Raw genomic sequence first — 25,155 nt, forward strand, 5'->3', positions numbered from 1 at the left:
CGCGTAGAGCGCGAACGCTCAGGCCGCTGCCTTGATATCGTCGATGGCGCGCTGCCTCACGCCCAGGTCGTCCCACAGTTCAGGGTGGCAGGTGAACACGAGTATCTGATGCCGGGTGGCGGCGTCGAGCAGCGCCCGCTTGATGGCGTCGCGCCGTGCCGCGTCGGTATGCACCGCCGCATCGTCGAGCATCAGCAAGGTGGGCCGGCCCGCCGCCTTCAGCAGATCCGCGTAGGCAAGCCGCGTGAGAATGCCAAGCTGTTCGCGCGTGCCGAAGCTGAGCGCCTCCAGCGTGTCGGCGCGGCCATAACGGTCCAGCGTCGCGGGACTCAGGTCGTCGCCGAGCGCAAGCGTGGATTGCGGGAAAATCCGCTTCAGATAGTGGCCGAGGCGCTCGGTCAACGGCGCGCGCAATTGCGCAACGGCCGCATCGCGCTCGGCCACGAGTACTTCGTCCAGCAGACTCAACGCCCCCGCGCGCAAACTCAGTTCTTCCTTGCGGCGCGTGGCCTGCTCGATCTTCGCCTCGAGCGCGGCGAGCCGCTCGCCGAGCCCCGATGCGCCGACGGTCTCCAGTTGACTGCGCAAATGCGCAATGCGGACCTGCCGCTCATGCTGCTCCTGACGCGCCAGTTCCGCCGACGCCCGATAGCGCCTGGCCTCGGCCGCCGGATCGTCCAGACGCACGGCTTGTAGTTCACGCTCGCGGCCTTCGCGCTGCCTCGCGAGCGCCTCGACCTGCACACGCTGTTCAACGATCTTCGCCTGCCACTGCGCGCGCTCGCGGCTAAACGCCGCGTCGCTCAACTGCGCTTCCTTGCGCTGCACCTGGAGCGCGAGCGATTCCGCTGTGGCGATGCCGGTCGAGCGTTTCTCCGCTGCGTCGCTCAACAGTTTGCGCGCGCTTTCCAGCGCCGCGTGTGCGAGGTCGGCGCGGCGTCGCGCTTCGTCGAGCGGCAGCGCGGCGGACACGTCGGGCAGGCCCGTCAGCCGTTCGCTGGCAGCCTGCAAACGGGCACTGGCCGAAGCGGACGCCGCGCGCAGCGCGTCGATGCCTTGCGGCGCATGTGCTTGCAGCACGTTCGCGTGGCTCTTCTGTTGCGCGAGCAGCGCTTTCCATTGCTCGCGCCTGAATTCCGCTTCGGCGAGCGAGCTCACGCCGAGCGCCTGCAACAACTGCGCGTGCTGCGCTTCGAGCGCGGCCAGTTCGGACAGACGCGCGGGCAAATCCGAAACGCCCGGCACCACGCGCAATTCGCCAAGCTCACCAAGCGCGATGCGTTTTTCTTCGTCCACACGCAGCACGCCTGCGCCGCTGACAGGCTCGTCATCCACCGTGATGGTGCCGTTCAGCCGATATTCGACGCGCGTCATCGCCGCTTCCGTGCGCGCGCGCAGCACGGTCAACGACGCATCCAGTGCCGCGAGCTGTTTGAGCTTGCCCTCGTCTATTTCCAGCGACGCCGCAGCACGCGTGGCCTCGACGAGCGCGTCATGCGCTTCGCTCGCGGCGCCAATCGCCGCCTGCAACCGTTCGAGTTCCGCGCGATGCATGCCTAGCTGGTTACGCAAATCCGCTGCGCTCACCGCTGCATTGGCGAGTTCGAGCGCACGATTGGCGTCGGCGGCGGCCTGCTCCAGTTGCGCGACGCGGCTTGCCGCTTGCGCATGGTCGGTTTCGGCTGCCGCCACGTTGGCGCGCGCCGCGTCGAGCTGCTGCCGCTCACGGGCGACGGCCGTTTCAAGTTCGACAGCGGCCTGTTCCCGCTGCAACGACAGTGCAAGTTCCGCTTCGCTGACTTTGAGCGCCTGCACGAGCCCCTCTACGTTGCGCTCGAGGTCGGCGGCAGCATCCGCGCGCTGTTGTGCGAGCGCGGCCTTCTCTTCGTGCAGCGACCAGGGGCTCTTGCGTTGCGCGTCGTCGAATGCTTCCTGCAGTGAGGCGAGTCGCGTGATGTTTTCGTCGAACTGCTCGCGCTGCCGCACGAGGTCGTCGCGCTCGGCGCTTAGCGCGCTTAACGCCGCTTCCGCTTCCGCAAGCGCTCCCGTGGATTTCTGCGTGCGCGCGGTCAGCAGTTGCCGCAGCTCGCGCTGCACGACGGCGATCAACGCGTCTTCTCCCGCCGCTTCGCGGCTGCCCGACAGTTGCGACAAAGCATCGCGCAGATACTGCGCCGCATGTCCCGTCGAATCGCGCATGTCCTGGGTGCCGCCCTGCTGCACCCACAGCAGGCCGGGCACGCCTGCGTTCTCCGCCTTCAGCGGTCCGCGCGCGGCGCGCGAGAAACCGAGCAAGGCGGCGAGCCGGTCTTCCGCTTCGTCCTCGCCGAACACGTTCTGGCCGATTTTCAATTCGCAGCGCTGACGCGTGACGAACTGCTTCGACAGGCGGCAGGCCACGCCGTCGAGATCGAAGCTCACTTCCACCGAAGGCTGCCCGCTTGCCTTGCCCCATGGCAGCAGATCTTTCAGATGCGAGGCCTTGTAGCGCTCGAGGAACACCGCGCGCACCGCCTCGGCAATCGTGCTCTTGCCGGCTTCGTTCGGCCCGACGAAAAGATTGAGTCCGGGCTGCAGGTCGTCAATGAAAAGCCGCCCGGTGAACTGCTTGAATTCCTGTATTGCGATGCTTTGAAGCTTCATGCGGACCTCGCCTCACGCGGCAGTTCACGTTGAAAACGCGCCAGCAGCAGCAATGCTTCGGCAGCGCGTTTGACCTGTTGCGGATTGGACTGCGGGTCCTCCTGCATGGCGCGCAGACGCGCCACCACTTTCGCCAGATAGCCGCTTTGCGCGCCGAGCTCGGCCAGGTCTTCGGTGGTGGGCAGCACGTGAAGCGCGCTCAGGTCGACGCGCAATGCGCGCACGCGGGCGCGTGCTTCGTCGACCGCGACGCGCAGCGCTTCGGCCTCGGCCAGCGCTGCGGTGCCGCTCACCGTGAGGCGCAGCACGTCGTTGCGGCCCAAGGTCGCAAGACGCGTTCTCAGCGCGTCCACGTCGGTCGGCACAGCAATCGTTTCGTCCCAGCGATGCCATTGGTATTGGCCGACGCGCAGCGGCTGCACCACCGGCACCGCGCCCGGCTCGCTCAGGCCCACTTCGAGCACGAAGCCCGGATCGTTCGCGCGAAAACGGTCCTGCTCGTGCGTGCCGGCGTACCACGTGCGGTCGTCGACGCGCAGGTGGCCATGCCAGTCGCCGAGCGCGAGATAGTCCAGACGTGCGCTCGCTGCGCGCGTCGGCGCAATCGGATTTGACGAGTCGATGCCTTCCTGCAGAATGCCGCTCACGCTGCCGTGCGCGAGGCCGACGCGGTGATAGCCTGGCGGGGTGTCCGCCAGGTCGAAGAAACCGGTGGTGTCGTCATAAGTGATGCGCTGCGTGAGCGGCGCGCACAGCAGAGCCAACCGGCATGCGTCGAGCACCACGACGCCTGGCTCGAGTACCACGCGCACGTTCGGCGGCACGCAATTCAGGCGCTGCGCGCGCGTCCATACGCTTTCGACGAGCGCCGCGTCGTGATTGCCCGGCAGCATGATCCACGGACCGGTGAACGCTTGCAGCGCGGCAAAGAGACGCCGGATCACCGTGTCGGACACCGTTTGCAGATCGAACACATCGCCGGCCACGAGCACCGCGTCGACCTTGCGCGCGGCGGCTTCTTCGGCGATGCGGCGTACCGTGTCGAAACGCGCCTGCGCGAGATGCGCTGCCTCGTCCGGCTCGAACTGGCCGAACTGCGTGCCGATCTGCCAGTCCGCCGTGTGCAGAAACCTGATCACTGTGCCTCCATTGCGTTGCATGTACTCGCATTCATTTGCGTTGCCGCGCGACGTGAGCCACCTGGCCGGGCTCACGGGGCAGCCATCGTCGCGACAGTTCAACCGTACATGTTACCGCGCGCAAGCGGCAAAAAGTGGGCACAAGCGGCAACAAGCGGCAAAGCGCACCGTGCGTCGCCCGCTTTGCACCCGATACGTTCGCCGCGTGCCGCGCACGGCGCTAAACTCGCGGTTCCAGACCCGGGCTCTCGCGCCGATGAACAAAGCACTCGAACTGAAGAAAGCCAAACGCACGCCCTTGCTGCTGCTCGCCGCCGCGGCCTGCGTCTTTGTCGCGACGGCGTTGCTGCCGCGCGGCGTGTGGATCGACGGTATCAAGGCGGTGGCCGAGGCGGCGATGGTGGGCGCGCTCGCCGACTGGTTCGCTGTCGCCGCGCTGTTCCGGCGCGTGCCGATTCCGATTGTCTCCGCACACACGGCGATCATTCCGCGCAACAAGCACAAGATTGCCGACAACCTGGCCGTCTTCGTGCAGGACAAGTTTCTCGACGTGCCGTCGCTCGTCGGGCTGATCAAGAAGCACGACCCGGCGCAGAGCATCACGCGCTGGCTCTCGGCGCCTGCGAACAGCGCACGTATTGCCGATTACGTGGTGAAGGTGACGGGCGGCATGCTCGATCTCACTGACGACGTGCGCATTCAGGCGTTCATCAAGGACGCGCTGCGCGACGTGCTCGGCAAAGTCGATCTGTCACAGTCGATGGGCTCGATTCTCGACACGCTCACGAAGGACGGCCGCCATCAGGAACTGCTCGACGCCGGCATCGAGCAGGTTCTCGCGCTGCTGCGCCAGGTAGAGGCGCGGGAGTTTATCGCGGAACGTATCGTCGATTGGGTGAAGAGCGAGTACCCGAAGATGGAGAAGATTCTGCCGTCCGCGTGGCTCGGCGAGAAAGGCGCCGAGGCGATAGCCAGCGCCGTGAACCGGATGCTCGAACAGATTAGCGAAAACCCCACGCACCAGTTGCGCCAGAAATTCGATGACGCCGCACACAAGTTGATCGTCAAGCTCAAGAACGATCCCGCGTTCCTGCAAAAAGGCGAGGAACTGAAGCGTTATCTCGTGGAAGGCGAAGCGCTCGCCTCCTACGTGAAGGACATGTGGGGCGAATTGCGCGCGTGGCTCAAACGCGATCTGCAAAGCAGCGACTCGGCATTGCACGCGCGAGTCGTCGCGGCCGGACAATGGGTAGGCCGCGAGCTCGCGAACGACGCGGCGCTGCGCCAGTCGCTCAACGACCACCTGGAAGAAGCCGCACGCGCGATGGCGCCGGAGTTTGCGCGTTTCCTCACACGACATATCAGCGATACCGTGAAGAACTGGAACGCAGAGGACATGTCGCGGCAAATCGAGCTCAACATCGGCCGCGATCTGCAATATATCCGCATCAACGGTACGGTGGTGGGCGGCTTTATCGGCTTGCTGCTTTATGTGAGTTCGCAACTATTCGAGTTGTTGCGCGTGCAGTTCGGCTAGCGCGCCTGTATCGCATCGCAGCGCAGAACGCATACAATTCGGGCATAAGGTTTGCTCCGTCGCAGTGGCCCTATGGCCCATGGCTCTATGGCCCGATCCTGCGCCGCGTTCATCGCGTGCAGGATCTGAAAGCGACCGCGCCGCACAATCGGACAGTGTGCTCATGAAAATATCCCTACCGCCGCACGGGCGCCCGAACCGCGTTTATCCTCCCGGCGCGCCCGGCTTGCATGGCCTTGCGTCGGTCATTACCGGCGTCGTGGTGGTTTGCGCGCTTTACTTCGGCCGCGCGGTGCTGATTCCGATCACGCTCTCCGTGTTGCTGAGCTTTCTGCTCGCGCCGCTCGTGCAGACGCTAAGGCGCCTGCATATGGGGCAATTGCCGTCTATTTTCATTGCCGTGCTGTTCGCACTTGCGGCGCTGCTTGCGATCGGCGCGCTGATCGGCGCGCAGCTCGTGCAACTCGCGAGCGACTTGCCGCAGTATCAGGTGGCCATCGAGCAGAAGATCGAGACCGTGCAGGAGAAAACGATCGGCCGCGCCGATTCGTTGATGACCCGAGCGGCCGCCACGCTGCAACGCGTGGCGCCCTCGAAGCCGCCGCCGCCACGGCCTACCGGCCGCGCGGCGCGCAATGCGCCGGCCGTGCCCACGCCCGTCGAAGTGCACGAGCCGTCGCCCACGCCGCTGCAACTCGCGCAGCGCGCACTGTCGCCGGCCATCGCGCCGATTGAAACCACGTTCATCGTGCTGGTGGTGACAATCTTCATCCTGCTGCAACGCGAGGACTTGCGCGACCGCCTGATCAGCCTGTTCGGCTCGCGCGACCTGCATCGCACGACCACCGCGATCAACGACGCTGCCGTGCGTCTGAGCCGCTACTTCGTCGCGCAATTGGGCGTGAACCTGAGCGCGGGCGGCGTGATCGCGATTGGTCTTGCGATCATCGGCGTGCCGGGTGCGCTGCTGTTCGGCGTGATTGCGGCGCTGCTGCGCTTCGTGCCATATATCGGCATCTGGATCGCGGCGCTGCTCGCGGTGTTCCTCGCCGCCGCTATCCAGCCGCAATGGACGATGGCGGTGTACACGCTGATTCTGTTTATCGTCGTGGACGTCGTGGCCGGGCAGATTGCGGAGCCGCTGCTATATGGGCACCGTTCCGGGCTCTCGCCGCTTGCGGTGGTGGTGGCCGCTATTTTCTGGAGCTGGCTGTGGGGGCCGATTGGCCTCGTGCTTTCCACGCCGCTCACTCTGTGCCTGGTAACGCTCGGGCGTTACGCCGACCGCCTGAACTTTCTGACGGTGCTCCTCGGCGACCAGCCAGCGCTCACGCCCGCGCAAACTTTCTATCAACGGCTGCTCGCCGACGATCCGCACGAAGCGATCGTGCAGGCCGAGCGCCTGTTGCGCGAGATGTCGTTGATCGACTACTACGACAAGGTCGCGCTCGAAGGGCTCAAACTCGCGCGCAACGATGCAATGCGCGGTGTGCTGATGCCCGACCAGTTGGCGCGCGTGAACGAAGCGCTGGTGGACATCGTCGAAAACCTCGAAATTGCGGAGGGTTTGCCGGACCGCCTCGCGCGCCCGGAACCGCACGACACGCTGGCGCTGCACGCGGCTACGTCGGCGGATCTGTCCGAGCGAAACGCCACTCATGCGCGCGCTCATTCGTCCTCGCACAACGGCGGCGAGAGAACCGCGGTGCTATGCGTGCCGGGGCGCGGCGCGTTCGACGAAGTGACGACCGCGATCGCGGTGCAACTGCTCGGCCGCCTCGGCTTCGCGCCAATCATGGCGACGCACTCCGGCTACCGCAGCGCGCGCGCCGACGAACCGAGCTTCAGGAATGCGCCGATCATCTGCATCGTGACGCTGGACGCTCCGGAGTCGCCGCCCTATCTGCGCAACATGCTGCGGCGCACGCGCGAATGGCGGCCACGGGCAACGCTCGTGGTCGGCGTGGGCGGCACCGCAGAAAACGGGCACGACGCAGCAATGGGCGCGACCGCCGCAGCGCATTGTGCCCCTACGTTCCGCGCGATGATCGAGGAATGCCAGGTGGCCGCTTCCGTGCTGCACTCGCGCGAGCATTCACATGTCGCCGGTGCTGCGGAGTAACCGGCCGGCTCGCTGCTGGCCGGCACACCGCCCTCAATACAGGCCCAGCGTGCGTGCATGCAGACGCGCGAGCCCGAGCAGCGCATCCGTGTAGGGCGTGTCGACGCCGGTTAGTTGCCCGAGCTCGCGAACCGCGCTCACCAATGCGTCGAGTTCGACTGCCTTGCCGGCCTGCACGTCCTGCAGCATCGACGTTTTCATCGCGCCGAGTTTCAGCGTGACCGCATGCCGGTCTTCCGGATGCTGGTCGATCGGAATGCCAAAACGCGCGCCGATCTCCTTGGCCTCCAGCATGATGCTCGTGACAAAGCCGCGCACCAGCTCGTCGCTGAGAATGCGATCTGTAGTGGCGCCGGTGATCGCGCTGATGGGGTTCATCGTCATGTTGCCCCACAGCTTGTACCAGACGTCGCGCTGAATCTGCTCCGACACCGACGCATTGAAACCCGCCGCGGCCAGCGTGCCTGCCAGCGCGTTCACGCGTTCGCCGGAACGCCCCGCCGCCTCGCCGATAATCAGCCCATTGCCCTGATGATGGCGGATCACGCCAGGCGCCTCGACGAGGCAACTGGCATGCACCACGCAGCCCACTGTCTGCTCAGTGGGAATGGCGGCGGCAATGGCACCGTCGGGGTCGATGCTCTTGAGCCGCTTGCCCGTGAAAGCGCTGCCGAGTCCCTCGCAAAACCACCACGGCACGCCGTTCATGGCGGTCAGCACGATGGTTTGCGGGCCGAGCAGCGGCGCGATCTGCGCGGCCACCGAAGCCATCGCAGGCCCCTTGACCGCGATTACCACCAGATCCTGGACGCCGAGCGCGGCTGGATGCTCGTCGGCTTGAACTTCCACTGTATGCGTGCTGCCGCCTTCGATCAGGCGCAAGCCGTGTTCACGCACGGCGGCAAGGGTCGCACCGCGTGCAATCACGCCAACCTCGTGACCCGCTTGCGCGAGCTTCACGCCGATCCAACCGCCAATGGCGCCTGCGCCGTAAATTGCTGCCTTCATGAATTCAGTCCTTGTAACTGGCGTCGATACGCTCGACACGCCGCACGAGTGCGTCGAACACGTCCTGCCCCGCGCCGTGGCGGGGATCGAACTGGAGCGCGTCGCGCGAGCAGCGGATCGCGACCTCTTGCGGCACCGGTCGCGCCCGGCCCATCGAGAATGTCGCCATCTGAATCTCGCACGCGCGGTTCAGCGTCCAGAGAATCGCGAAAGTCTGCGGTAAGGTGGCGCCCCATGCAAGCAGGCCGTGATTGCGCAGAATCACCGCCTGCCTGTCGCCGATATGTTCGACGAGCCGCGGCCCCTCTTCCGCATGCACGGTGATCCCCTCGAAGTCGTGATACGCAATGCGCTCGTGCAATTGCGCGCTGTAGAAGTTGGTTTGCTGCAAGCCCTCTTCCAGACAGGCCACCGCAACGCCCGCCGTGGTATGCGTGTGCATCACGCAATGCGCGCCCGGCACGCCTTGATGGATTGCCGCGTGCACGACGAAACCAGCGGGATTCACCGGATACTGCGAGCCGTCGAGCACGCGCCCCTGCGCGTCGATTTTCACCAGATTGCTTGCGGTCACCTCGCTGTAGTGCAAGCCGAAGGGATTGATGAGGAACTGCCGCTCACCGCCGCTCACGCTGTCCGGCACGCGCAACGTGATGTGGTTGTAGATCATCTCGGTCCAGCCGAGCATGTCGAAAATGCGGTAACAGGCAGCCAGTTGCACGCGAGCCTGCCGTTCGTCGGGGTGCATAGCGGCGTTTTTCGGCGCACTCGCCGCTGCGATATCAAGTGTCGTCATCGACGTCTCCAGGGTTATCCGTTGGCTGTGCGCTTCGCCCGCCTGCCGCTGCGCGCGCGGGCGAGAGCGGCTCGCGTCGCAGCGCCGCTATGCGTCGGCCACCACCGCTGCAATCGACGACGCCACGTAGTCCGCGTTGCGCGCATTCAGGCCCGCCACGCACATGCGGCCGGAGCGCAGCACGTACACTGCGTGCTCGTTGCGCAGCCGCTCGACCTGGCTCTCGCTCAGGCCCGTGTAGGTGAACATGCCGCGTTGCGCGACGTAACGCGCGCGCATGACTTCGTCGACACGGCCCGCAAGTCCCGCGTGAATCGTGCCGCGCATCGCGAGAATGCGCTCGCGCATGGTGGCCAGCTCCGCTTCCCACGAAGCGCGCAGCGACGCATCCGACAGCACGTTCGCAACCAGCCGCGCGCCATGCGTGGGCGGATTGCTGTAGTTCGCGCGCACGGTGGACATCAACTGGCCAAGCACGCGGCCCGCTTCGTCAGCGTTGTTGCACACCACGCTCAGCGCACCGCAACGCTCGCCATACAGCGAGAAATTCTTCGAAAACGAATTGGCTGCCATGAGCGGAATGCCGGCCTCCGCCAGCATGCGCACACAAGCGGCGTCTTCCTCGAGGCCCGCGCCGAAACCTTGATAAGCCATATCGACGAACGCGATCAGCTTGCGACGCTGCAATACCGGCACGAGCTCGGCCCATTGCGCGGCGCTCAGATCGACGCCCGTCGGGTTGTGGCAGCAGGCGTGCAACAGCACGACGCTGCGCTCGGGCAGCCGGTCGATCGTGTCGATCATATCGGCGAAACGCAGCCCGCCCGTCGCCTCGTCGTAGTAAGGATAGGTATTGACGGTTAGACCCGCGCCTTCGAACACGACGCGGTGATTCTCCCAGCTTGGGTCGCTGATCCAGATTTGCGAAGCGGGAAAATAACGCCGCAGGAAGTCCGCCCCGACCTTCAGCGCGCCCGAGCCGCCGATGGTCTGCAATGTCGCAATGCGGCCGGCTGCGCGCGCTTCGCTGTGCGCGCCGAAGACGAGCGCCTGCGCCGTTTCGCGGTAGAGCGGCAGGCCCGCCATGGGCAGATAGGAACGCGGGCCGATTGCATCGAGCAAAGCCGTTTCCGCGCGGCGCACGGCGTCCATGACGGGCAGCTTGCCGGCGTCGTCGAAATAAATGCCAATGCTCAGATTGACTTTGTTCGGGCGCGGATCGAGCTGGAAGTCTTCGTTCAGGCTGAGAATGGGGTCGCCTGGATAGGCGGGAATATGTTCGAACATGGCATTTCCTTGATTGGAGCCCGCCGAGCTTTGCATGGCGTCGCACCGCGGGGCGAGACGGAAAGTCTAAGCGCCTTTGCGGACTCGCGTCGATTGGGACAAGTGTCGATCAGCACATGACTATTCACAATCAACCGATTTTTCACGATTCGTAAGTTGCTCTTTATAATCGCGGGATGGCTCTTACCCGCGTGACCATCCGTCAGTTCGAGGCGTTTCTCGCCATTGTGGATCTTCAGAGCATCGGCGCAGCGGCCGGGCGGCTCGGGCTCACTTCGTCCGCGGTCAGTCAACTGCTCGCCGAACTCGAAGCGGAACTCGGCTTTCGCCTGTTCGACAGGACCACGCGGCGCGTGAATCTGTCGAGCGCAGGGCACGACTTTCTCGCCTCGGCTGAATCCGTGTTGCGCCATGTGCGCGCCGCCGCTCAATCCGCTGACGATATCCGCAACCGCGCCGCCGGCATCGTGCGCATCGGCGCGCCGCTGGTGCTTGCATCCACCGCGCTGCCCGCGGCGATTGCCGACTACGCGCGCGACAAGCCCAAGGTAGTCGTGCGCATTTGCGACACGGTGGTGGAGCAACTGGTCGAGCGTGTAGAAAGCGCGGACGTCGATCTCGCCATTGGGCCCGATCGCCCAAGCGGTGCGCGCGTGCAGCGGGACACCGCGTTCGCGAGTCCGTGGGTCATGTGGTGTGCGCCTTCGCATCCGCTCGGCGAGCGCAGGCGCGTGCAGTGGCAGCAGTTGCGCAATATCCCGATTGTCGCGACGGGGCGCGACCACGAACGCGCGGTCGACCAGATGCTCGCGGTTCTGCCCGTCGAGGCGCGCATTGTTCCTGTCGACGTCGTGGACAACGTCACCACTGCTTTCGGTATCGCCTCGCGAGGCCTTGCAGTGACGCTCGCCCCGGCTTACGTGGCGCCGCTCGCGCGCACTTTCGGGCTGGTGATGAAACGGATCGTCGAGCCGGAAACGATCCGCGAGGTATGTCTGTATCGCTCCACAGAGCGAGCGCTGTCACCGCCCGCTGCCGGCTTCGCTGACTTCCTGCTGCCGTGGCTGAAGCGCTGGGATCGCGACATGCAGGCGCATGCGCGAGTAAAACGCGGCTAGAACGGGGCCGATATGCGAGTTGCCGCGCTCATTTGCCGGAAAACGAGCCGCGCTGCAGCGTGACCATTCGCGGCAGTTCGATAGTGAAGACAGTGCCGGCGGATTCGTCGGATTTCACGCTGACACTGCCCCCGTGCATACGCGCGATTTCGTGCACGATGTGCAGGCCGAGACCAAGCCCCTGGCGCGAGCGCGAGCCGCCGTTGTTGGGCCCGAATGCCTTAAAGAGATGCGGGAACACTTCAGGCGGAATCACGCCGCGGTTGGCCACCTTCAGCCGCACGAATTCGTCCGCTGCGCCATCCACTTCCACGCTGACGTCGCCGCCCTCCGCGCCGTGGTGCAGCGCATTGCTGACAAGGTTCGACACCGCTTGCCACACCAGATCCGTGTCCCACGCGCCCGCAGTGTTGCCGTGGCTCGTGAACACAATGCGCTTGCCGTTCTCGCGCGACGTGAATTCGTCGATCACCGAGCGGCACAGCGACGCCAGTTCGATTGAGCGCGGCTGCAACGGCAGGCGTCCACCTTGCAGACGCGCGAGATTGAGCAGTTGATCGACCATGCGCGCCATGCGCAGCGAGCTGTTTTTTACGCGTGCCGCCACTGTCGCGGACTGCTGGTCGGCGGCGGTGCGCATCAGATATTCGGCGGACGCGAGCACCGCGCCGAGCGGCGTGCGCAGGTCGTGGCTGAGCACGGCCATCAGCATCTCGTTCGCTTCCAGCATCTGCTGGGTAGTGACGAGTTGCGCGGCGAGCTGGCGCTTCTGCTGCTCGAGCTGAACGAACACGTCCACTTTCGATTGCAGAATGCGCGGATCGAACGGCTTGTAGAGGAAATCCACCGCGCCCGCTTCGTAGCCGCGAAACGTGCGCGACGCATCCTGAGCGGTAGCAGTCAGGAAGATGATGGGTACATGCGACGTGCGCGGACTGCCCCGCATCAGCGCTGCCAGTTCGAAACCGTTCATGCCGGGCATGTTGACGTCGAGAATGGCGAGCGCCACTTCGTGCTTGAGCAGCAGATCGAGCGCGGCCGTGCCCGAATCGGCCACCAGCACGGCAACATCGGGACGCGTCAACAATGCCTTGAGCGCGGTGATGTTGTGAGCGATGTCGTCGACGATAAGAATATTTACGGGTGGGTTCGACATGGCATCGGGTCAAAGAGAGGCCGGCCATGCTGCGAGCCGCCGGGCCATGGTTTCGGGAGAATAGATGAAATCAGCCGCACCGCGTTCTATCGCGGTACGCGGCATGTCGGGCGAAGAGGCAGTGCCCGGGTCCTGCACCCATGTCACGCCGCCCAATGCGCGCACGCGCTGCAGGCCTTGCGCGCCGTCGTCGTTCGCGCCGGACAGCAGCAACGCCAGCAAATGCTCGCGATACACCGTGGCCGCGGACTCGAACAGCACGTCGATGGATGGCCGCGAAAAGCGCACGGCCGCATCGGTTGAAAGCGCAACGGTACGGTCCACCTCGACCAGCATGTGATAGCCAGGCGGCGCGACGTGCACGCGCCCCGGCGTGATCTGCTCGCCGGCGTCCGGTTCGACCACAGGCAGGACGCAACGGTGCGCCAGCGCGTGCACGAGATAGCTCGGCGGATCGGGCGGCAGATGCATGACGATCATCACGGCTGGTGCGAAGGTGGCGGGCAACGCGTCGAGCAGCAGATTGATGACCTCCATGCCGCCCGCCGAACCGCCGATCACGACGAGCTCGCAGGCGCGCGCATCCTGCGCGCTGCGCGTTGCGCGGGCTTCGGGCCGAGTGATTGAGCGCGTGGTCACGTTGGTATCAGCGCTTCTGGTAAATGCGTTCGCCGGGACGGAATTCGTCGAAGGCTTCGTAATGACGCGAAAAACGCAGCGTTTCCTTGCTGCCGAGGCCGAGAAAGCCGCGCCGCACCAGCGCGTTTTCGAACAACCCGAGCGCGCGATCCTGCAAGCCGCGGTCGAAATAGATCAGCACATTGCGGCACGACACGAGGTGCGCTTCGAGAAAAACCTCGTCGGTAGAAAGACTGTGATCGGCGAACACCACGCGGCCCTTCAGGGAGCCCGCGAAACGCGCGCCGTTATATGCCGCGTGATAATAATCGGAAAGCGAGCGCGTGCCGCCCGCCGCCAGATAGTTTTGCGTGAAGCCCTGAATCCGGTCTAGCGCATAAATGCCGGCCTCGGCGCGCGCCAGTGCGTCGGGATTGATGTCTGTCGCGTAAAACAGCGTGCGTTCGGTCAAGCCTTCTTCGTCGAACAAAATCTTTAGCGACCAAAGCTCTTCCCCCGTACTGCAACCGGCCACCCACACCTTGATGGACGGATACGTGCGAAGACGCGGCAACACGTGTTCGCGCAGCGCGAGGAAATAGGCAGGATCGCGAAACATGTCGCTCACCTGCACGGTGAGATACTGGAACAGCCGCGAGAATTCGTCGCCGTTGCGCATGATGCGGTCCTGCAATTGCGACAGCGTAACAAGGCCGAACTCTTCAAGCGCCTGCGACAGGCGGCGGCGCAGCGACGACATCGCGTAGTGACGAAAATCGTGCTGGTACTTGAGGTAAATGGCCTCCAGCAGCAATTTCAACTCGATGTCGAAATCGCTCATGCGTTGCCGTGCGTCCAGTTCGGATTGGCTCATTGCGTTGCCCGTATCGCCCGCTTGCACCACTGCGTCACCTGCGTTGTGTTCGTCATTACCGCTGGCGCAGCCAGACACGGCACAGCGCAACCAGCTTGTCCACGTCGATGGGTTTGGACACGTAATCGTCCGCGCCCGCTTCGAGGCAACGCAAACGGTCGTTCGCCATGGCCTTCGCCGTTAGCGCAATGATCGGCAAATGCGCGAAACGCGGATTGCGCCGGATCTCGCCCATTGCAGTCAGACCGTCCATCTCCGGCATCATGATGTCCATCAGGATCAGATCCACTTCGGGGCCGTTTTCCAGCGCCTCCAGTGCTTCGCGGCCATTGCGCGCGATCTGCAGCTTTGCGCCGAGCGGCTCGATCACATGCGAAAGCGCGAAGATGTTGCGCACGTCGTCTTCGGCGAGCAGGATCGTGCGCCCCTCGAATGCATTATCGCGCTGCCGTACGGTGCGCAGCATGCGCTGCTGCTCGGGCGCAAGCGACGACTCCACGCTGTGCAGAAACAGCGTCACTTCGTCGAGCAGGCGCTCCGGAGACTTCGCACCCTTGATGATGATCGACTTCGAATAGCGGCGCAGGCGGTGCTCTTCTTCGTCGGACAGCATGCGCCCGGTGTAGACGATCACCGGCAACGCCGCATGTTCCGGATTGCCCGCGAGGCGCTCGAGCAGGTCGTAGCCAGTGCCGTCCGGCAGCGCGAGGTCGGTCACGACGCAATCGAACGACAGTTTCCCGAGGTGCTCGAGCGCCTCCGACAACGTTGCGACCGCAACAATCTCGGTGTTTTCGCTTTGCAGCAGCGCGCGAATGCTTTCGCGCATCGGCGTGTCGTCCTCGATCACCAGCACGCGCTTCAGACGCTGTTGCAGGCGCGCTTCGAGACGGCGGATCGCGGCTTCCATCGTGGAGCGCGCGGTTGGCTTGAGCGTATAGCCAATGGCGCCGAGATGCAGCGCCTTGTCGGCGTGGTCCGTGGCCGACACGATGTGAATCGGAATGTGGCGTGTGAGCGGGTCGTTCTTCAGCCACTCCAGCACGGTGAGGCCCGAGCGGTCCGGCAAGCCTACGTCGAGCAGCACGGCCGCCGGGCGCATGTCGCGCACGAGCGCAAGCCCGCTTGCCGCGTTGCTCGCATGCACGAAGTCGAAGTCGAGCTCGTGCACCAGGTCGCGCAGAATCTCGGCAAACGCGAGGTCGTCTTCGACCGCCACGATCAGACGGCCGGCGCGTGTGCGGTGCTCGCGGTCATCCGCAATGGCCGCAAGGCCGCTCTCCTGCGCGCCGCCTGCCTGCGCGGCACTGCCGGCACCCTCTGCAGAAGCGGGCCGCGCCGCCAGCAAACCGTTGGCCGGAGTGATGACCGACGCTGCCGCATCGCTCCACGACACGGGCGCGACCAGTGCCTGATCCGCGTTGCCGTTCGTGCCGGTTGCAATTGCGGGCGTGGCTTGCTGCGCGGCCGCAGTTGCGCTTTCGCCGCCCGCGGCCAGCGCCGCGCGTGCGTCGAGCGGCAGCCATAGCGTGAACACGCTGCCCTTGCCGAGCTCGCTTGCAACGGTGATCCGGCCGCCCAGCAAGCGGGCAAATTCGCGAGAAATGGACAACCCAAGGCCGCTGCCGCCGTACTGGCGACTCGTCGATCCGTCCGCCTGCTGGAACGCTTCGAAGATCATTTCCAGCTTGTCGGCCGCAATGCCGATGCCGGAATCGCGCACGTCGATGCGCAGCATGCCGTCGTCCGCCGGGGCGACGGAGAGCGCGACCTCGCCGCGCTCCGTGAACTTCACCGCGTTCGACAGCAGATTGCGCAGAATCTGCGTGACGCGCTGCCCGTCGCTGACAATAGTTTCGGGCGCACCGGGCAAACGGTCGAACACCAGGCTCAGATGCTTGGCGCCCGCCATCGGCTTGAAAAGCTCTTCGAGCGACTGCAGCGTCGCGTCGATCGAAACGGTTTCCAGTTCGACGCTCACTTGCCCCGCCTCGACCTTGGAGAGATCGAGGATGTCGTTGATCAGCACCAGCAGATCGCTATTCGATGCGTGAATGGTTTCCGCGTAACGCACCTGCTCTTCGGTGAGGTTGCCAGTGCGGTTCTGTTGCAGGAGCTTGGCGAGAATCAGCGAACTGTTGAGCGGCGTGCGCAGTTCATGCGACATGTTGGCGAGGAACTCGGACTTGTAGCGGCTCGATTGCTCGAGACGCTCCGCATTCGCGGCAAGGTCGTCCTGGGCGCGCAGCAGCTCTGCTTTTTGCCGCTCGAGCCGGTGCGCATACTCTTCGAGCTGCACGTTGGTCTGTTCGAGTTCCGCCTGCTGCGCCTGTAGCCGCGTTTGCGTGTCGAGCAGCGCGCGGCCGCGTTCCTCCAGACCTTCGTTGGAAACGCGCAGTTCTTCCTGCTGCACCTGCAGCTCTTCGTTCAACTGCTGCGTTTCGATCAGCGCGTCCTGCAAGCGTTCGCGATAGAGCGCCGCCTCGATGAAGTCGCCCATGCTGTTGCTGACGAGCTCGATGAACTCTTCGTCGCGCGGCGCGAGCGGGCGCATGAAGCCGAGTTCCACCACGCCATTGACCTCGCCTTCGCTTGCTACTGGCATGATGATCAGGTTCTTCGGCGCGCTTTTGCCGGTTGCCGAAACAACCTGGATGTAATTGTCGGGTACGTCGCGCATCACGACCATCCGGCGCGACACGGCCGCCTGGCCCACCAGCGTGTCCGCCTGGCCGAAGTCGCGCGCGGCGGCCTGCTCGCCCTCGCGGCTAAACCCGTAGGTCGCGATGCGGCGCAGCGTGCCGTGCCGCTTGTCGCGCACGTACAGAGCGGCAACTACCGCATCCAGGTACTGCGCGAGGCAATCCAGCATTGCGGTGCCGACCAGTTGCGGCGTGGCCTGCCCGACCACGCGCTCGGCGAGCATGCGCTGCCCGGAGCGCAGCCACACCTGCCGCTCCAGCGCCTGGGTCTGTTCCGCCTGCTGACGCAGCGCCTTGTCGTACGCACCGGCCAGGTTCAGTAATTCCCGGCGGCCCATCCAAGCAAGCAGGCTGTTTATGCCGATGCTGAAGATCAGAAACACCGTGACCAGCACGCCGGTGAGGCGCCGCGACGCCTCGCTGCGTTCCTGGCGCAAGCGCAGTTCCACGTCGAGGAAGTCGTCGAACTCCTTTCGTATGGCGTCGAATTCCATCTTGCCGCGCCCGCTCGTCACGATGCTCGCCACGTCCTGCATTCTGCGGCGCGAGTCGATCATGTTTTCGGCAAAGCGGTTCCAGCGCTCCTGAATCGTAGCGATCTGCTTGAGCTTTTCGACCTGCATCGGGTTGTCGGAAACGAGAGCCTGCAGTTCCTCCATTTGCGCTTTGAACTGCGGGCCGCCGCTGTCGTATTGGCCGAGAAAGCTTTCGTCACCCGTAATGAGGAACCCGCGCATTGACGATTCGCGCTCCACCGCGAGACGCAGCATCTGATTTGCCTTGCCGATCACGCGCTCTGAGTGCTCCGCGAGATTCGTGGTGGAAACGAGGTAGACAATCAGCCCCACGAATACGGCTATCGTGATCAGGCCGACCAATAACGGCAATGCGATGTTCCGGCGGATGATGCCGCGAAAGTAGCGTTCGTCGACAACCTGGGATGCGGTCATTTTTTCTATATTCAGCAAGACGGGTCGTTGCGATCCGGAATATTTTTCGGGGATCCCGCGTGGGTTCTCGCGTGGTTAGGCAAGCGCTTAATCATACCTGACGGGTCCTCGTTATGGCGCATACGAGCGCCGTTTTGCCTCACCGCACAAGGCGCGAAGCACGCACGCAACTTTGGCCGACCGGCTGCGGTCAATCATGCGGACAACGCAAGCCAATCATCCCTTCCCGACCTGTTCAACCGATGACCGATAACGCCTACGCTGTCACCCGTCTGCGCCGTTTGCGCGGTCTGCGACTTTGCAATGCGCTCGTTGCCGCGCTCGTACTGCATGCGTGTTTCGCGAGCGCCGCTGCTATTGCCCCTGGCACCCAGCCGCAAAATGACGCTGCGACAACTAACAGCGGCGCCATCACCCAGGTCGCGCTGCATGTAGAACCGCCTGCGCAGGCGTCCCCGGTTGTGCCCGTGCCGCCCTCCGAGCAGTACCCTGAGCTCTATCGCGACGTTGAGCTGGCCCACCTCTTTCCCGACAGCAAGACTTTCGCCGACATGGTGCCGCTCGAGCCGCCATCGCAGATCGCCGCGAATTACACGAGCGCGAAGCAGCAGCCGGGCTTCAATCTCGGCGACTTCGTCAAGCGTAACTTCGCGCTGCCTGCAAGGGAATCGAAGAGCTATGTGTCCGATCCGAACCAGGACGTAGTGAGCCATATCGACACGCTGTGGACCGTGCTGCGGCGCGAGCCCGACTCCACTGCAAGCCGCTGGTCGTCGCTGCTGCCCCTGCCCGATCCGTACATCGTGCCGGGCGACCGCTTCGACGAAATCTACTACTGGGACTCGTACTTCATCATGCTCGGACTCGAAGCGAGCGGGCGCCACGCCATGGTGGTCGATGCCCTGAAGAACTTCGCAGCCCTGATCGATCGTTATGGCCACATTCCCAACGGCAACCGCACCTACTACCTGAGCCGCTCACAGCCGCCGTTCTTTGCGCAGATGGTGCGGCTCGTGGCCGACAAGGACGGCGACGCCGTGTATGCGCAATACCTGCCGCAGTTGCGACGCGAGTACGCATACTGGATGAACGGCAGCGAGGGCCTTGCCGCCGGCCACGCGAGCCGCCATGTCGTGCGCCTCGCGGACGGCACGCTGCTCAACCGCTACTGGGACGAGCGAGCGGCGCCGCGCGACGAGTCGTATCGCGAAGACGTGGCCAGCTCGCAGCAAACGCCGCAGCGCAATCCAGAAGACCTGTGGCGCAATCTGCGCGCGGGCGGCGAAACAGGCTGGGATTTCAGCTCACGCTGGTTCGCCGACGGCAAGACGCTCGCCACCGTCGACGTCACATCGCTCGCGCCGGTGGACCTGAATTGCCTGCTGGTGGATCTGGAGCGCGCGCTTGCCAAGGCGTACCGCATGCGCGGCGACGTCACGCACGCAGAGAACATGGCGCAGCGAGCCGCAACGCGCGCAGACACCATTCGCCGTGTGCTGTGGGACCCGCAATTGCAGGCCTTCGGCGACTACGACTTCGTGCATCGCACGCTCACACACAAGCTGACTGCCGCAACGGTTTATCCGCTCTATACGGGGGTGGCGAGCCGGCAGCAGGCAAAGGCCGTCGCGGTGACCTTGCAGCGTGAAATGCTGCGCCCTGGCGGCCTCGTTACGACGCGGGTCGCAAGCGGCCAGCAGTGGGACGCGCCGAACGGCTGGGCGCCGCTGCAATATCTCGCGGTGATCGGCTTGCGCCGCTACAGCGAAGCTGCGCTCGCGCAAACCATCGCAACGCGCTGGATCAGAACCAACGTCTCCTACTACCAGCACACCGGAAAGCTGGTCGAGAAATACGATGTGGAAGCCGCTGCGCCCGGCGTGGCCGCGGGCGGCGGCGAATATCCGTTGCAGGACGGGTTCGGCTGGACCAACGGCGTGTTGCGCACGTTGCTCGCGCTTTATCCGCAAGCCGTCAGCAGTTCGCGCCCGAGCGATATTCCCGCAGGCCCAGCGGGCGTCTCGGCGGCTGCAGCGTCTGCCGCAGCCGCACCGAAAAATACGCACCGGCTGCAAGGCATGCGCGTGAATCCGTAATCGCCGCGGTTACGCAAGCGCTGCGCACTCTTTGCGTAACCGGGGCGATTGCGCCTCGCGTGATGCCCCGCTCAGAACCGGTAGTTGATGGATATGTCGGCCACACCGTTGGCCTTGCGGTGCGTGATCGGACTATTCCCCGCACTGCCGACGAGCTGCTGGAACGCGCCGTCGGCAGTGGCAAACCAGTGCTTGTCGAACAGCCACACGGCGCTAATGCCGAAGCCTACCGACTTGAAGCCTGCGCTTGCGTGATATTGCCGATACCCGGAACGCGCCGCCTGGTTCTGGTTGACGCCAAACCAGCTATTCATATAAGTGGAGTCGGCGAGCGTTACGTTCGGACCCGCGAACCAGAAGAACTTCTTCGAGCTGCCGGGCATGGGCATATACGCGCCTAAATCGCCGATCCATCCGTTGGAGCCGCCAAAATAGCGGCGCACGTCCGCGCGCAATACCAGCGGAAAGTCCTTTGAGACCACGTATTCACCCGACAGCTTGAGGCCAGGTGCGGGGTTGATGTTGCCAAGCCCGTTCAGCTCCTGTGGATCGTCGTGGCCGCGCCGCCCCAGGTCGTAGACCGCTGCGAGGCTCGCGCGCCAGTTCTGCCCTTGTGCGAAGTTGACCCCCAGACCTTCGCCGCTCGAGAAGAAGAACAGATCCTTATAGCGCACGTCGACGCTTGGTCCAGCCATCAGGTGATAGCGGTCCGAGCCTTCATAGCGCGGCTGAAACGAAGTGGCAGCGCCAATGCGCAACTGCCAGTCGGGAACGGTCGGCTGCCACATCTTCTGCAGCGGGATGCCGACCGAGTACTGCCATTCGCCCAGCGGCGAAGGGGTTTGCGCGAGCGCCGTCCCCGGTAGAGCGGCGATGCCGCCAACAGCGAGCGCCGTCAAGGAAGTCGCCGCGATGCCTGTTTGTTTATTGCGGATCTTCCCGATCCACTTTCTACGGCTGTTCAACACCAATGCCTCCGATCTCGCTTATCGCGATGAGGGTTACGTTTCTCGCGTGCTTCCGGCGTCTCGCGCAGACAATGGGCGAGCGCCGCGTTACTACGCGCAGCATGTAATTTTTTCAGCTACGACATGCGTTGCACGGCAAAGCGCCAGCTGCTCCCCGTTGGCTTGCGGCAATGCACCAGGCCATGCACAGCGGTATTCGTCGGGACATAAGAAAAGCAAGTTTTGCCGACGGACCTGCTAGTGCAAAATACGGGCCTACGGCGTCGAGGCGGGCCTCCATCGCTCGATATAGCGCTTCCTAGAGCACCTCCCACGGCAGCCAAGCGAGCTTCGCCGTGCGATACGCCTCGGGTCAAAGGCGATTGCCGCAAAAGCTGGCGGATTTACTGCGCTTGCGGAACGAGCACCGCCTTGTCGCGGTACAAATTGGGGAATAGCCGCTTCAGGTTGGCGACCTTGGGCATGTCATTGAGCGCGATGTAGGCGGAGTTGGGGTGCTGCGTCAGGTAATTCTGGTGATAGAACTCGGCCGGATAAAAGCCCTTGAACGCCTCTACCTTCGTCACGATGGGCGCCGGAAAGGCCTGCGCTTTATCGAGCTGCGCGATATAGCTTTGCGCGACGCGCCGCTGCGTGTCGTTCAACGGGAACACCGCCGACCGGTATTGCGGGCCGCTGTCTGGCCCTTGACGATCGAGTTGAGTCGGGTCGTGAATCACAGAAAAGTACACCTGGAGCAACTGCCCGTAGGTGACCTGAGCCGGATCGAACGCGACCTGCACCGCCTCCGCGTGGCCAGTGGCGCCGCCGCTTACCGTTTCGTAATGCGCGGTCTCGCGCCCGCCGCCCGAATAGCCGGAGACAGCCTGCTTCACGCCTCGCACATGCTGGAACACGCCCTGCACGCCCCAGAAGCAGCCGCCCGCGAACACCGCGCTCTCTTCGTGAGCGGATGCCGCTGCCACCGGCTCGTCCAGTGCGGGCGGCGCAATTGGCACTGCCTGCTCCGCCGAAAACGCGACGCGTTGCGCGAGAAAGAGCCCGAGTAGCAGCGCAACTGCGCCCACGCCGCCGGGAAGGCGGCGCGCCGAGCGCGAGCCGCGGTGCCTGCTGTCGATACGCTTGCCGATATTCATGATGTCCGTCCTGATTGCATCTTGATGAGAGCGATACCGTTTGCCGTGGCGAACGGCCCCAGACGTTGGTCGTGCGAACGCCCCAGTCATGACAGCATGCGCGACTTTTCCGCTTTGCGTTTGCTTTGCGTTTCACTTCGCGCTGGCCGGTGCAACGTGCGCAGCAGGATGTCACAGCGGAAAGCGCGTGGTCGAGAGAATTTCCTTGAGCACCATGAACGAGCGGATCTGCCGTACGCCCGGTAAATACAGCAACTGCTCGGCGTGCAGACGGTTGAAGCTGTCGCTGTCGCGCGTGCGAATGGTCATGAAGTAATCGAACTCGCCCGTTACGACGTGGCACTCCATGCAGCCGGGCACTTTCTGCGCGGCTTTTTCGAAGTCGGCAAACGACTCCGGCGTCGAGCGGTCGAGCACCACGCCGATGATTACCAGCATGCCCGCACCCGCCGACTTCGGGTCGATCAACGCGACCACGCCGCGAATCAGGCCCGATTCCTTCAAACGCTCCACCCGCCGCAGGCACGCCGGTGCACTAAGTTTGACTTTGGCCGCGAGGGCGACGTTGGAGATGGACGCGTCCGTTTGCAACTGGCGCAGGATCGCGCGGTCGATGCGGTCCAACGACTCGAGAGAGGCGGATTCAGCGCCGCGAGCGGCAGCCGGGGTTGCCGATGCCCCACGCACTTTTGTTTTGTCCGAAGGCTTCATAGAGAAATAAACAGGACCGGGATTGGTGTACATATTACGCAAATTACGTCCGAAGCATTTTCTTCGCAAGCTCATTTCTCACCGTTTTTCCTACCATGTGTTGAACGCGGCCGCCCCTGCCCGCGCCCCACATCGACCATGGAGATGCCATGAACCTGCAACGCTTTCCCCGCTACCCGCTCACTTTTGGACCGACACCCATCCAGCCGCTCAAGCGCTTGAGCGATCACCTGGGCGGCAACGTGCAGTTGTATGCGAAGCGGGAGGACTGCAACAGCGGCTTTGCGTTCGGCGGCAACAAGACTCGCAAGCTCGAATACCTGATTCCCGAGGCGCTTGCGCAAGGCTGCGACACGCTGGTGTCGATTGGCGGCATTCAGTCGAATCAGACGCGCCAGGTCGCGGCGGTCGCCGCGCATCTCGGCATGAAGTGCGTGCTGGTGCAGGAAAACTGGGTCAACTATTCGGACGCGGTGTACGACCGCGTCGGTAACATTCAGATGTCGCGCATACTGGGCGCCGATGTGCGCCTCGTCCCGGACGGCTTTGACATAGGCTTTCGCAAAAGCTGGGAAGACGCGCTCGAAAGCGTGCGCGCCGCGGGCGGCAAGCCTTACGCGATTCCTGCCGGCTGCTCGGACCATCCGCTAGGCGGCCTCGGCTTTGTCGGCTTTGCCGAGGAAGTGCGCCAGCAGGAGGCAGAGCTCGGCTTCAAATTCGACTATATCGTGGTGTGTTCGGTGACGGGCAGCACGCAAGCCGGCATGGTGGTGGGCTTTGCCGCCGACGGTCGTGCGGATCGGGTGATCGGCATCGACGCATCGGCCAAGCCCGCGCAGACCCGCGAGCAGATCACGCGAATCGCCCGGCAAACTGCGGAGAAAGTGGGCCTCGGGCGGGACATCACGCAAAAGGACGTGGTGCTGGACGAGCGCTTCGGCGGCCCGGAATATGGCCTGCCCAATGCAGGCACGCTGGAGGCGATCCGCTTGTGCGCGCGCCTTGAAGGGGTGCTGACCGATCCGGTGTACGAAGGCAAGTCGATGCACGGTATGATCGAGATGGTGCGCAACGGCGAGTTTCCGCAAGGCTCGCGCGTGCTCTATGCGCATCTTGGCGGCGTGCCCGCCTTGAACGGCTACAGTTTTATTTTCCGCGACGGCTGAGCACACGGTAATACAACGGCCCAGGCGCCTCTTTGACGCTCGGGCCGCGAGGCTCTCACGCTCATACCGTCAGGCGTTTTTTCAGGTGCTTGCGCAAGAAGTCCACGAAAGCGCGGATGGTCAGCGAGCTCTGCCGATGCTGCGGATATACCGCATACACGCCGGTCGAGCCCGGCATGAAATCGTCGAGCACCGTGACGAGCCGGCCGTCCCGCAGTGCGTCGGTAACAATAAAATGAGGAAGCCGAACTATTCCCAACCCGGCTACCGCGGCGTCGCGAATCAGATCGCCATTGTTGGCGCGCAGCGGCCCGTGCACTTCAAAGCTCTTCATTGCGCCGTTCACGGCAAACTCCCAGGTCACCACGCCCCCGTGCCCGTAGAGCAGGCATGAATGGCCCGCGAGGTCCGCAGGCGTCGCGGGCCTGCCGCGGCGCCGCAGATACCCCGGGCTGCAGCATGCGACGAAATTCACGTCTACGAGTTTCTGCGCGATCAGCGTGGAATCCGGCAGGACGCCGATCCGCACCGCCATGTCGAAGCCCTCGCCGACCACGTCGACAGTGCGATCGCTCAATTCCATGTCGAACCGCACGTCGCGGTGCTCGCGCAAGAAGTCCGCGACGAGAGGCGACAGATGCGTCATGCCGAACGACATCGGCGCGCTCACCCTCAGCAGCCCGCGCGGGCCCGCGCGCCGCAGCGACATGGCCTGCTCGGCCTCCTCCACCTCGCTCAGAATGCGCCTGGCGCGCTCGTAGAACTCCTGGCCGAGTTCAGTGACGGCGAGCTTGCGCGTATTGCGCACGAGAAGCGGCACGCCGAGCGCTTCTTCCAACGCCATGACGCGGCGGCTGACGAATTGCTTCGACAGCGACATGCGCCTTGCGGCGGCCGTGAAGTTATGGGCGTCGACAGTCGCCACGAAGATGCGCATGTCGTCCAGTTGCATCGGCATTGTCCACTTAAATAAGACAGTCTTTCCGGTTTGTTGGCAATTATACCCACTCCAGTTGACCTAAACTTCAATTCACGGATCGCAGACAACGTTAGTGCCGATCACCCCGCAACGAAAGTTGCATCCAACGAGGAGCGCGACGCGTCAAGCGTGCCTCCACAGGAGAAAAA

General features: G+C 64.1%; 18 protein-coding genes. 5 read left to right on the forward strand and 13 right to left on the reverse strand.

The window, feature by feature from the left end; translation table 11 throughout:
* Positions 1 to 18: 18 nt before the first annotated feature.
* Together JNB89_RS00595 and JNB89_RS00600 are read right to left on the reverse strand one after the other, a co-directional pair.
* Positions 19 to 2,643 carry an AAA family ATPase gene (locus JNB89_RS00595; RefSeq protein WP_220360857.1) on the reverse strand — a complete coding sequence of 875 codons (2,625 nt, stop codon included), beginning with the start codon at positions 2,641 to 2,643 and terminating at the stop codon, positions 19 to 21.
* On the reverse strand, positions 2,640 to 3,782 hold the full coding sequence (locus JNB89_RS00600; protein WP_220360858.1) for a metallophosphoesterase family protein: 1,143 nt from the start codon (positions 3,780 to 3,782) through the stop codon (positions 2,640 to 2,642). The genes JNB89_RS00595 and JNB89_RS00600 overlap by 4 nt, the downstream gene beginning before the upstream one ends.
* Positions 3,783 to 4,038: 256 nt before the next feature.
* Here JNB89_RS00600 and JNB89_RS00605 point away from each other — a divergent pair, with 256 nt between their 5' ends.
* Positions 4,039 to 5,319, forward strand: coding sequence for a DUF445 domain-containing protein (locus tag JNB89_RS00605; protein ID WP_220360859.1), 1,281 nt, complete (start codon positions 4,039 to 4,041; stop codon positions 5,317 to 5,319).
* A 163-nt stretch (positions 5,320 to 5,482) separates the two neighbouring features.
* A complete protein-coding gene (locus JNB89_RS00610; protein ID WP_220360860.1) occupies positions 5,483 to 7,441 on the forward strand; it encodes an AI-2E family transporter in 1,959 nt (652 codons plus the stop codon).
* A 33-nt stretch (positions 7,442 to 7,474) separates the two neighbouring features.
* Here the strand turns inward: JNB89_RS00610 and JNB89_RS00615 are convergent, their stop codons facing one another.
* The 3 genes from JNB89_RS00615 to JNB89_RS00625 form a co-directional block, all read right to left on the reverse strand.
* Positions 7,475 to 8,449 carry a 2-dehydropantoate 2-reductase gene (locus JNB89_RS00615; protein ID WP_220360861.1) on the reverse strand — a complete coding sequence of 325 codons (975 nt, stop codon included), beginning with the start codon at positions 8,447 to 8,449 and terminating at the stop codon, positions 7,475 to 7,477.
* A 4-nt stretch (positions 8,450 to 8,453) separates the two neighbouring features.
* Entirely contained in the window at positions 8,454 to 9,245 is a 792-nt protein-coding gene (locus JNB89_RS00620) for a class II aldolase/adducin family protein (RefSeq protein ID WP_220360862.1), read from the reverse strand.
* A gap of 87 nt (positions 9,246 to 9,332) precedes the next feature.
* Positions 9,333 to 10,532: an aromatic amino acid transaminase gene (locus tag JNB89_RS00625; RefSeq protein WP_135892062.1), complete on the reverse strand. Its 1,200-nt coding sequence runs from the start codon at positions 10,530 to 10,532 to the stop codon at positions 9,333 to 9,335.
* 176 nt (positions 10,533 to 10,708) lie between these two features.
* Between JNB89_RS00625 and JNB89_RS00630 the strand changes: the two genes are divergently transcribed.
* Positions 10,709 to 11,650: a LysR family transcriptional regulator gene (locus JNB89_RS00630; protein WP_013341226.1), complete on the forward strand. Its 942-nt coding sequence runs from the start codon at positions 10,709 to 10,711 to the stop codon at positions 11,648 to 11,650.
* A 28-nt stretch (positions 11,651 to 11,678) separates the two neighbouring features.
* Here JNB89_RS00630 and JNB89_RS00635 read toward each other — a convergent pair whose 3' ends face one another.
* The 4 genes from JNB89_RS00635 to JNB89_RS00650 are packed head-to-tail and all read right to left on the reverse strand — an operon-like array spanning position 11,679 to position 17,950.
* Positions 11,679 to 12,806 (reverse strand): hybrid sensor histidine kinase/response regulator, encoded by a 1,128-nt coding sequence (locus JNB89_RS00635; RefSeq protein ID WP_220360863.1) that lies wholly within the window; start codon positions 12,804 to 12,806, stop codon positions 11,679 to 11,681.
* Between the two features lie 9 nt (positions 12,807 to 12,815).
* Positions 12,816 to 13,445 carry a chemotaxis protein CheB gene (locus JNB89_RS00640; protein WP_220360864.1) on the reverse strand — a complete coding sequence of 210 codons (630 nt, stop codon included), beginning with the start codon at positions 13,443 to 13,445 and terminating at the stop codon, positions 12,816 to 12,818.
* Between the two features lie 7 nt (positions 13,446 to 13,452).
* Positions 13,453 to 14,298, reverse strand: coding sequence for a CheR family methyltransferase (locus JNB89_RS00645; protein ID WP_041729473.1), 846 nt, complete (start codon positions 14,296 to 14,298; stop codon positions 13,453 to 13,455).
* Between the two features lie 55 nt (positions 14,299 to 14,353).
* Positions 14,354 to 17,950 (reverse strand): response regulator, encoded by a 3,597-nt coding sequence (locus tag JNB89_RS00650; RefSeq protein WP_220360865.1) that lies wholly within the window; start codon positions 17,948 to 17,950, stop codon positions 14,354 to 14,356.
* Between the two features lie 242 nt (positions 17,951 to 18,192).
* On the opposite strand from JNB89_RS00650, the gene treF reads away from it, so the two are divergent.
* Positions 18,193 to 20,046, forward strand: coding sequence for an alpha,alpha-trehalase TreF (gene treF / locus JNB89_RS00655; protein ID WP_220360866.1), 1,854 nt, complete (start codon positions 18,193 to 18,195; stop codon positions 20,044 to 20,046).
* Positions 20,047 to 20,117: 71 nt separating this feature from the next.
* Here the strand turns inward: treF and JNB89_RS00660 are convergent, their stop codons facing one another.
* From JNB89_RS00660 to JNB89_RS00670, 3 genes are all read right to left on the reverse strand, one after another.
* Positions 20,118 to 21,014, reverse strand: coding sequence for a MipA/OmpV family protein (locus tag JNB89_RS00660; RefSeq protein WP_220360867.1), 897 nt, complete (start codon positions 21,012 to 21,014; stop codon positions 20,118 to 20,120).
* A 383-nt stretch (positions 21,015 to 21,397) separates the two neighbouring features.
* The gene (msrA, locus tag JNB89_RS00665; protein WP_220360868.1) at positions 21,398 to 22,150 is read right to left on the reverse strand and encodes a peptide-methionine (S)-S-oxide reductase MsrA; all 753 of its coding nucleotides are present in this window, start codon (positions 22,148 to 22,150) and stop codon (positions 21,398 to 21,400) included.
* A 171-nt stretch (positions 22,151 to 22,321) separates the two neighbouring features.
* The gene (locus JNB89_RS00670) at positions 22,322 to 22,861 is read right to left on the reverse strand and encodes an Lrp/AsnC family transcriptional regulator (protein WP_220361249.1); all 540 of its coding nucleotides are present in this window, start codon (positions 22,859 to 22,861) and stop codon (positions 22,322 to 22,324) included.
* A gap of 149 nt (positions 22,862 to 23,010) precedes the next feature.
* Between JNB89_RS00670 and JNB89_RS00675 the strand changes: the two genes are divergently transcribed.
* Positions 23,011 to 24,027: a 1-aminocyclopropane-1-carboxylate deaminase gene (locus JNB89_RS00675; RefSeq protein WP_220360869.1), complete on the forward strand. Its 1,017-nt coding sequence runs from the start codon at positions 23,011 to 23,013 to the stop codon at positions 24,025 to 24,027.
* Between the two features lie 61 nt (positions 24,028 to 24,088).
* On the opposite strand, the gene JNB89_RS00680 is transcribed toward JNB89_RS00675, so the two are convergent.
* A complete protein-coding gene (locus JNB89_RS00680) occupies positions 24,089 to 24,979 on the reverse strand; it encodes a LysR family transcriptional regulator (RefSeq protein WP_220360870.1) in 891 nt (296 codons plus the stop codon).
* Positions 24,980 to 25,155 lie beyond the last annotated feature (176 nt).

Source organism: Paraburkholderia phenoliruptrix (genome assembly GCF_019511605.1).
Classification (GTDB): domain Bacteria; phylum Pseudomonadota; class Gammaproteobacteria; order Burkholderiales; family Burkholderiaceae; genus Paraburkholderia; species Paraburkholderia phenoliruptrix_A.

Bases quoted from the DNA above. Each gene is read 5' to 3' on its own strand.
- JNB89_RS00595 (WP_220360857.1), bottom strand. From the start codon at position 2,643: ATGAAGCTTCAAAGCATCGCAATACAGGAATTCAAGCAGTTCACCGGG.
- JNB89_RS00605 (WP_220360859.1), top strand. From the start codon at position 4,039: ATGAACAAAGCACTCGAACTGAAGAAAGCCAAACGCACGCCCTTGCTG.
- JNB89_RS00610 (WP_220360860.1), top strand. From the start codon at position 5,483: ATGAAAATATCCCTACCGCCGCACGGGCGCCCGAACCGCGTTTATCCT.
- JNB89_RS00615 (WP_220360861.1), bottom strand. From the start codon at position 8,449: ATGAAGGCAGCAATTTACGGCGCAGGCGCCATTGGCGGTTGGATCGGC.
- JNB89_RS00620 (WP_220360862.1), bottom strand. From the start codon at position 9,245: ATGACGACACTTGATATCGCAGCGGCGAGTGCGCCGAAAAACGCCGCT.
- JNB89_RS00625 (WP_135892062.1), bottom strand. From the start codon at position 10,532: ATGTTCGAACATATTCCCGCCTATCCAGGCGACCCCATTCTCAGCCTG.
- JNB89_RS00630 (WP_013341226.1), top strand. From the start codon at position 10,709: ATGGCTCTTACCCGCGTGACCATCCGTCAGTTCGAGGCGTTTCTCGCC.
- JNB89_RS00635 (WP_220360863.1), bottom strand. From the start codon at position 12,806: ATGTCGAACCCACCCGTAAATATTCTTATCGTCGACGACATCGCTCAC.
- JNB89_RS00645 (WP_041729473.1), bottom strand. From the start codon at position 14,298: ATGAGCCAATCCGAACTGGACGCACGGCAACGCATGAGCGATTTCGAC.
- JNB89_RS00650 (WP_220360865.1), bottom strand. From the start codon at position 17,950: ATGACCGCATCCCAGGTTGTCGACGAACGCTACTTTCGCGGCATCATC.
- treF (WP_220360866.1), top strand. From the start codon at position 18,193: ATGACCGATAACGCCTACGCTGTCACCCGTCTGCGCCGTTTGCGCGGT.
- msrA (WP_220360868.1), bottom strand. From the start codon at position 22,150: ATGAATATCGGCAAGCGTATCGACAGCAGGCACCGCGGCTCGCGCTCG.
- JNB89_RS00670 (WP_220361249.1), bottom strand. From the start codon at position 22,861: ATGAAGCCTTCGGACAAAACAAAAGTGCGTGGGGCATCGGCAACCCCG.
- JNB89_RS00675 (WP_220360869.1), top strand. From the start codon at position 23,011: ATGAACCTGCAACGCTTTCCCCGCTACCCGCTCACTTTTGGACCGACA.
- JNB89_RS00680 (WP_220360870.1), bottom strand. From the start codon at position 24,979: ATGCAACTGGACGACATGCGCATCTTCGTGGCGACTGTCGACGCCCAT.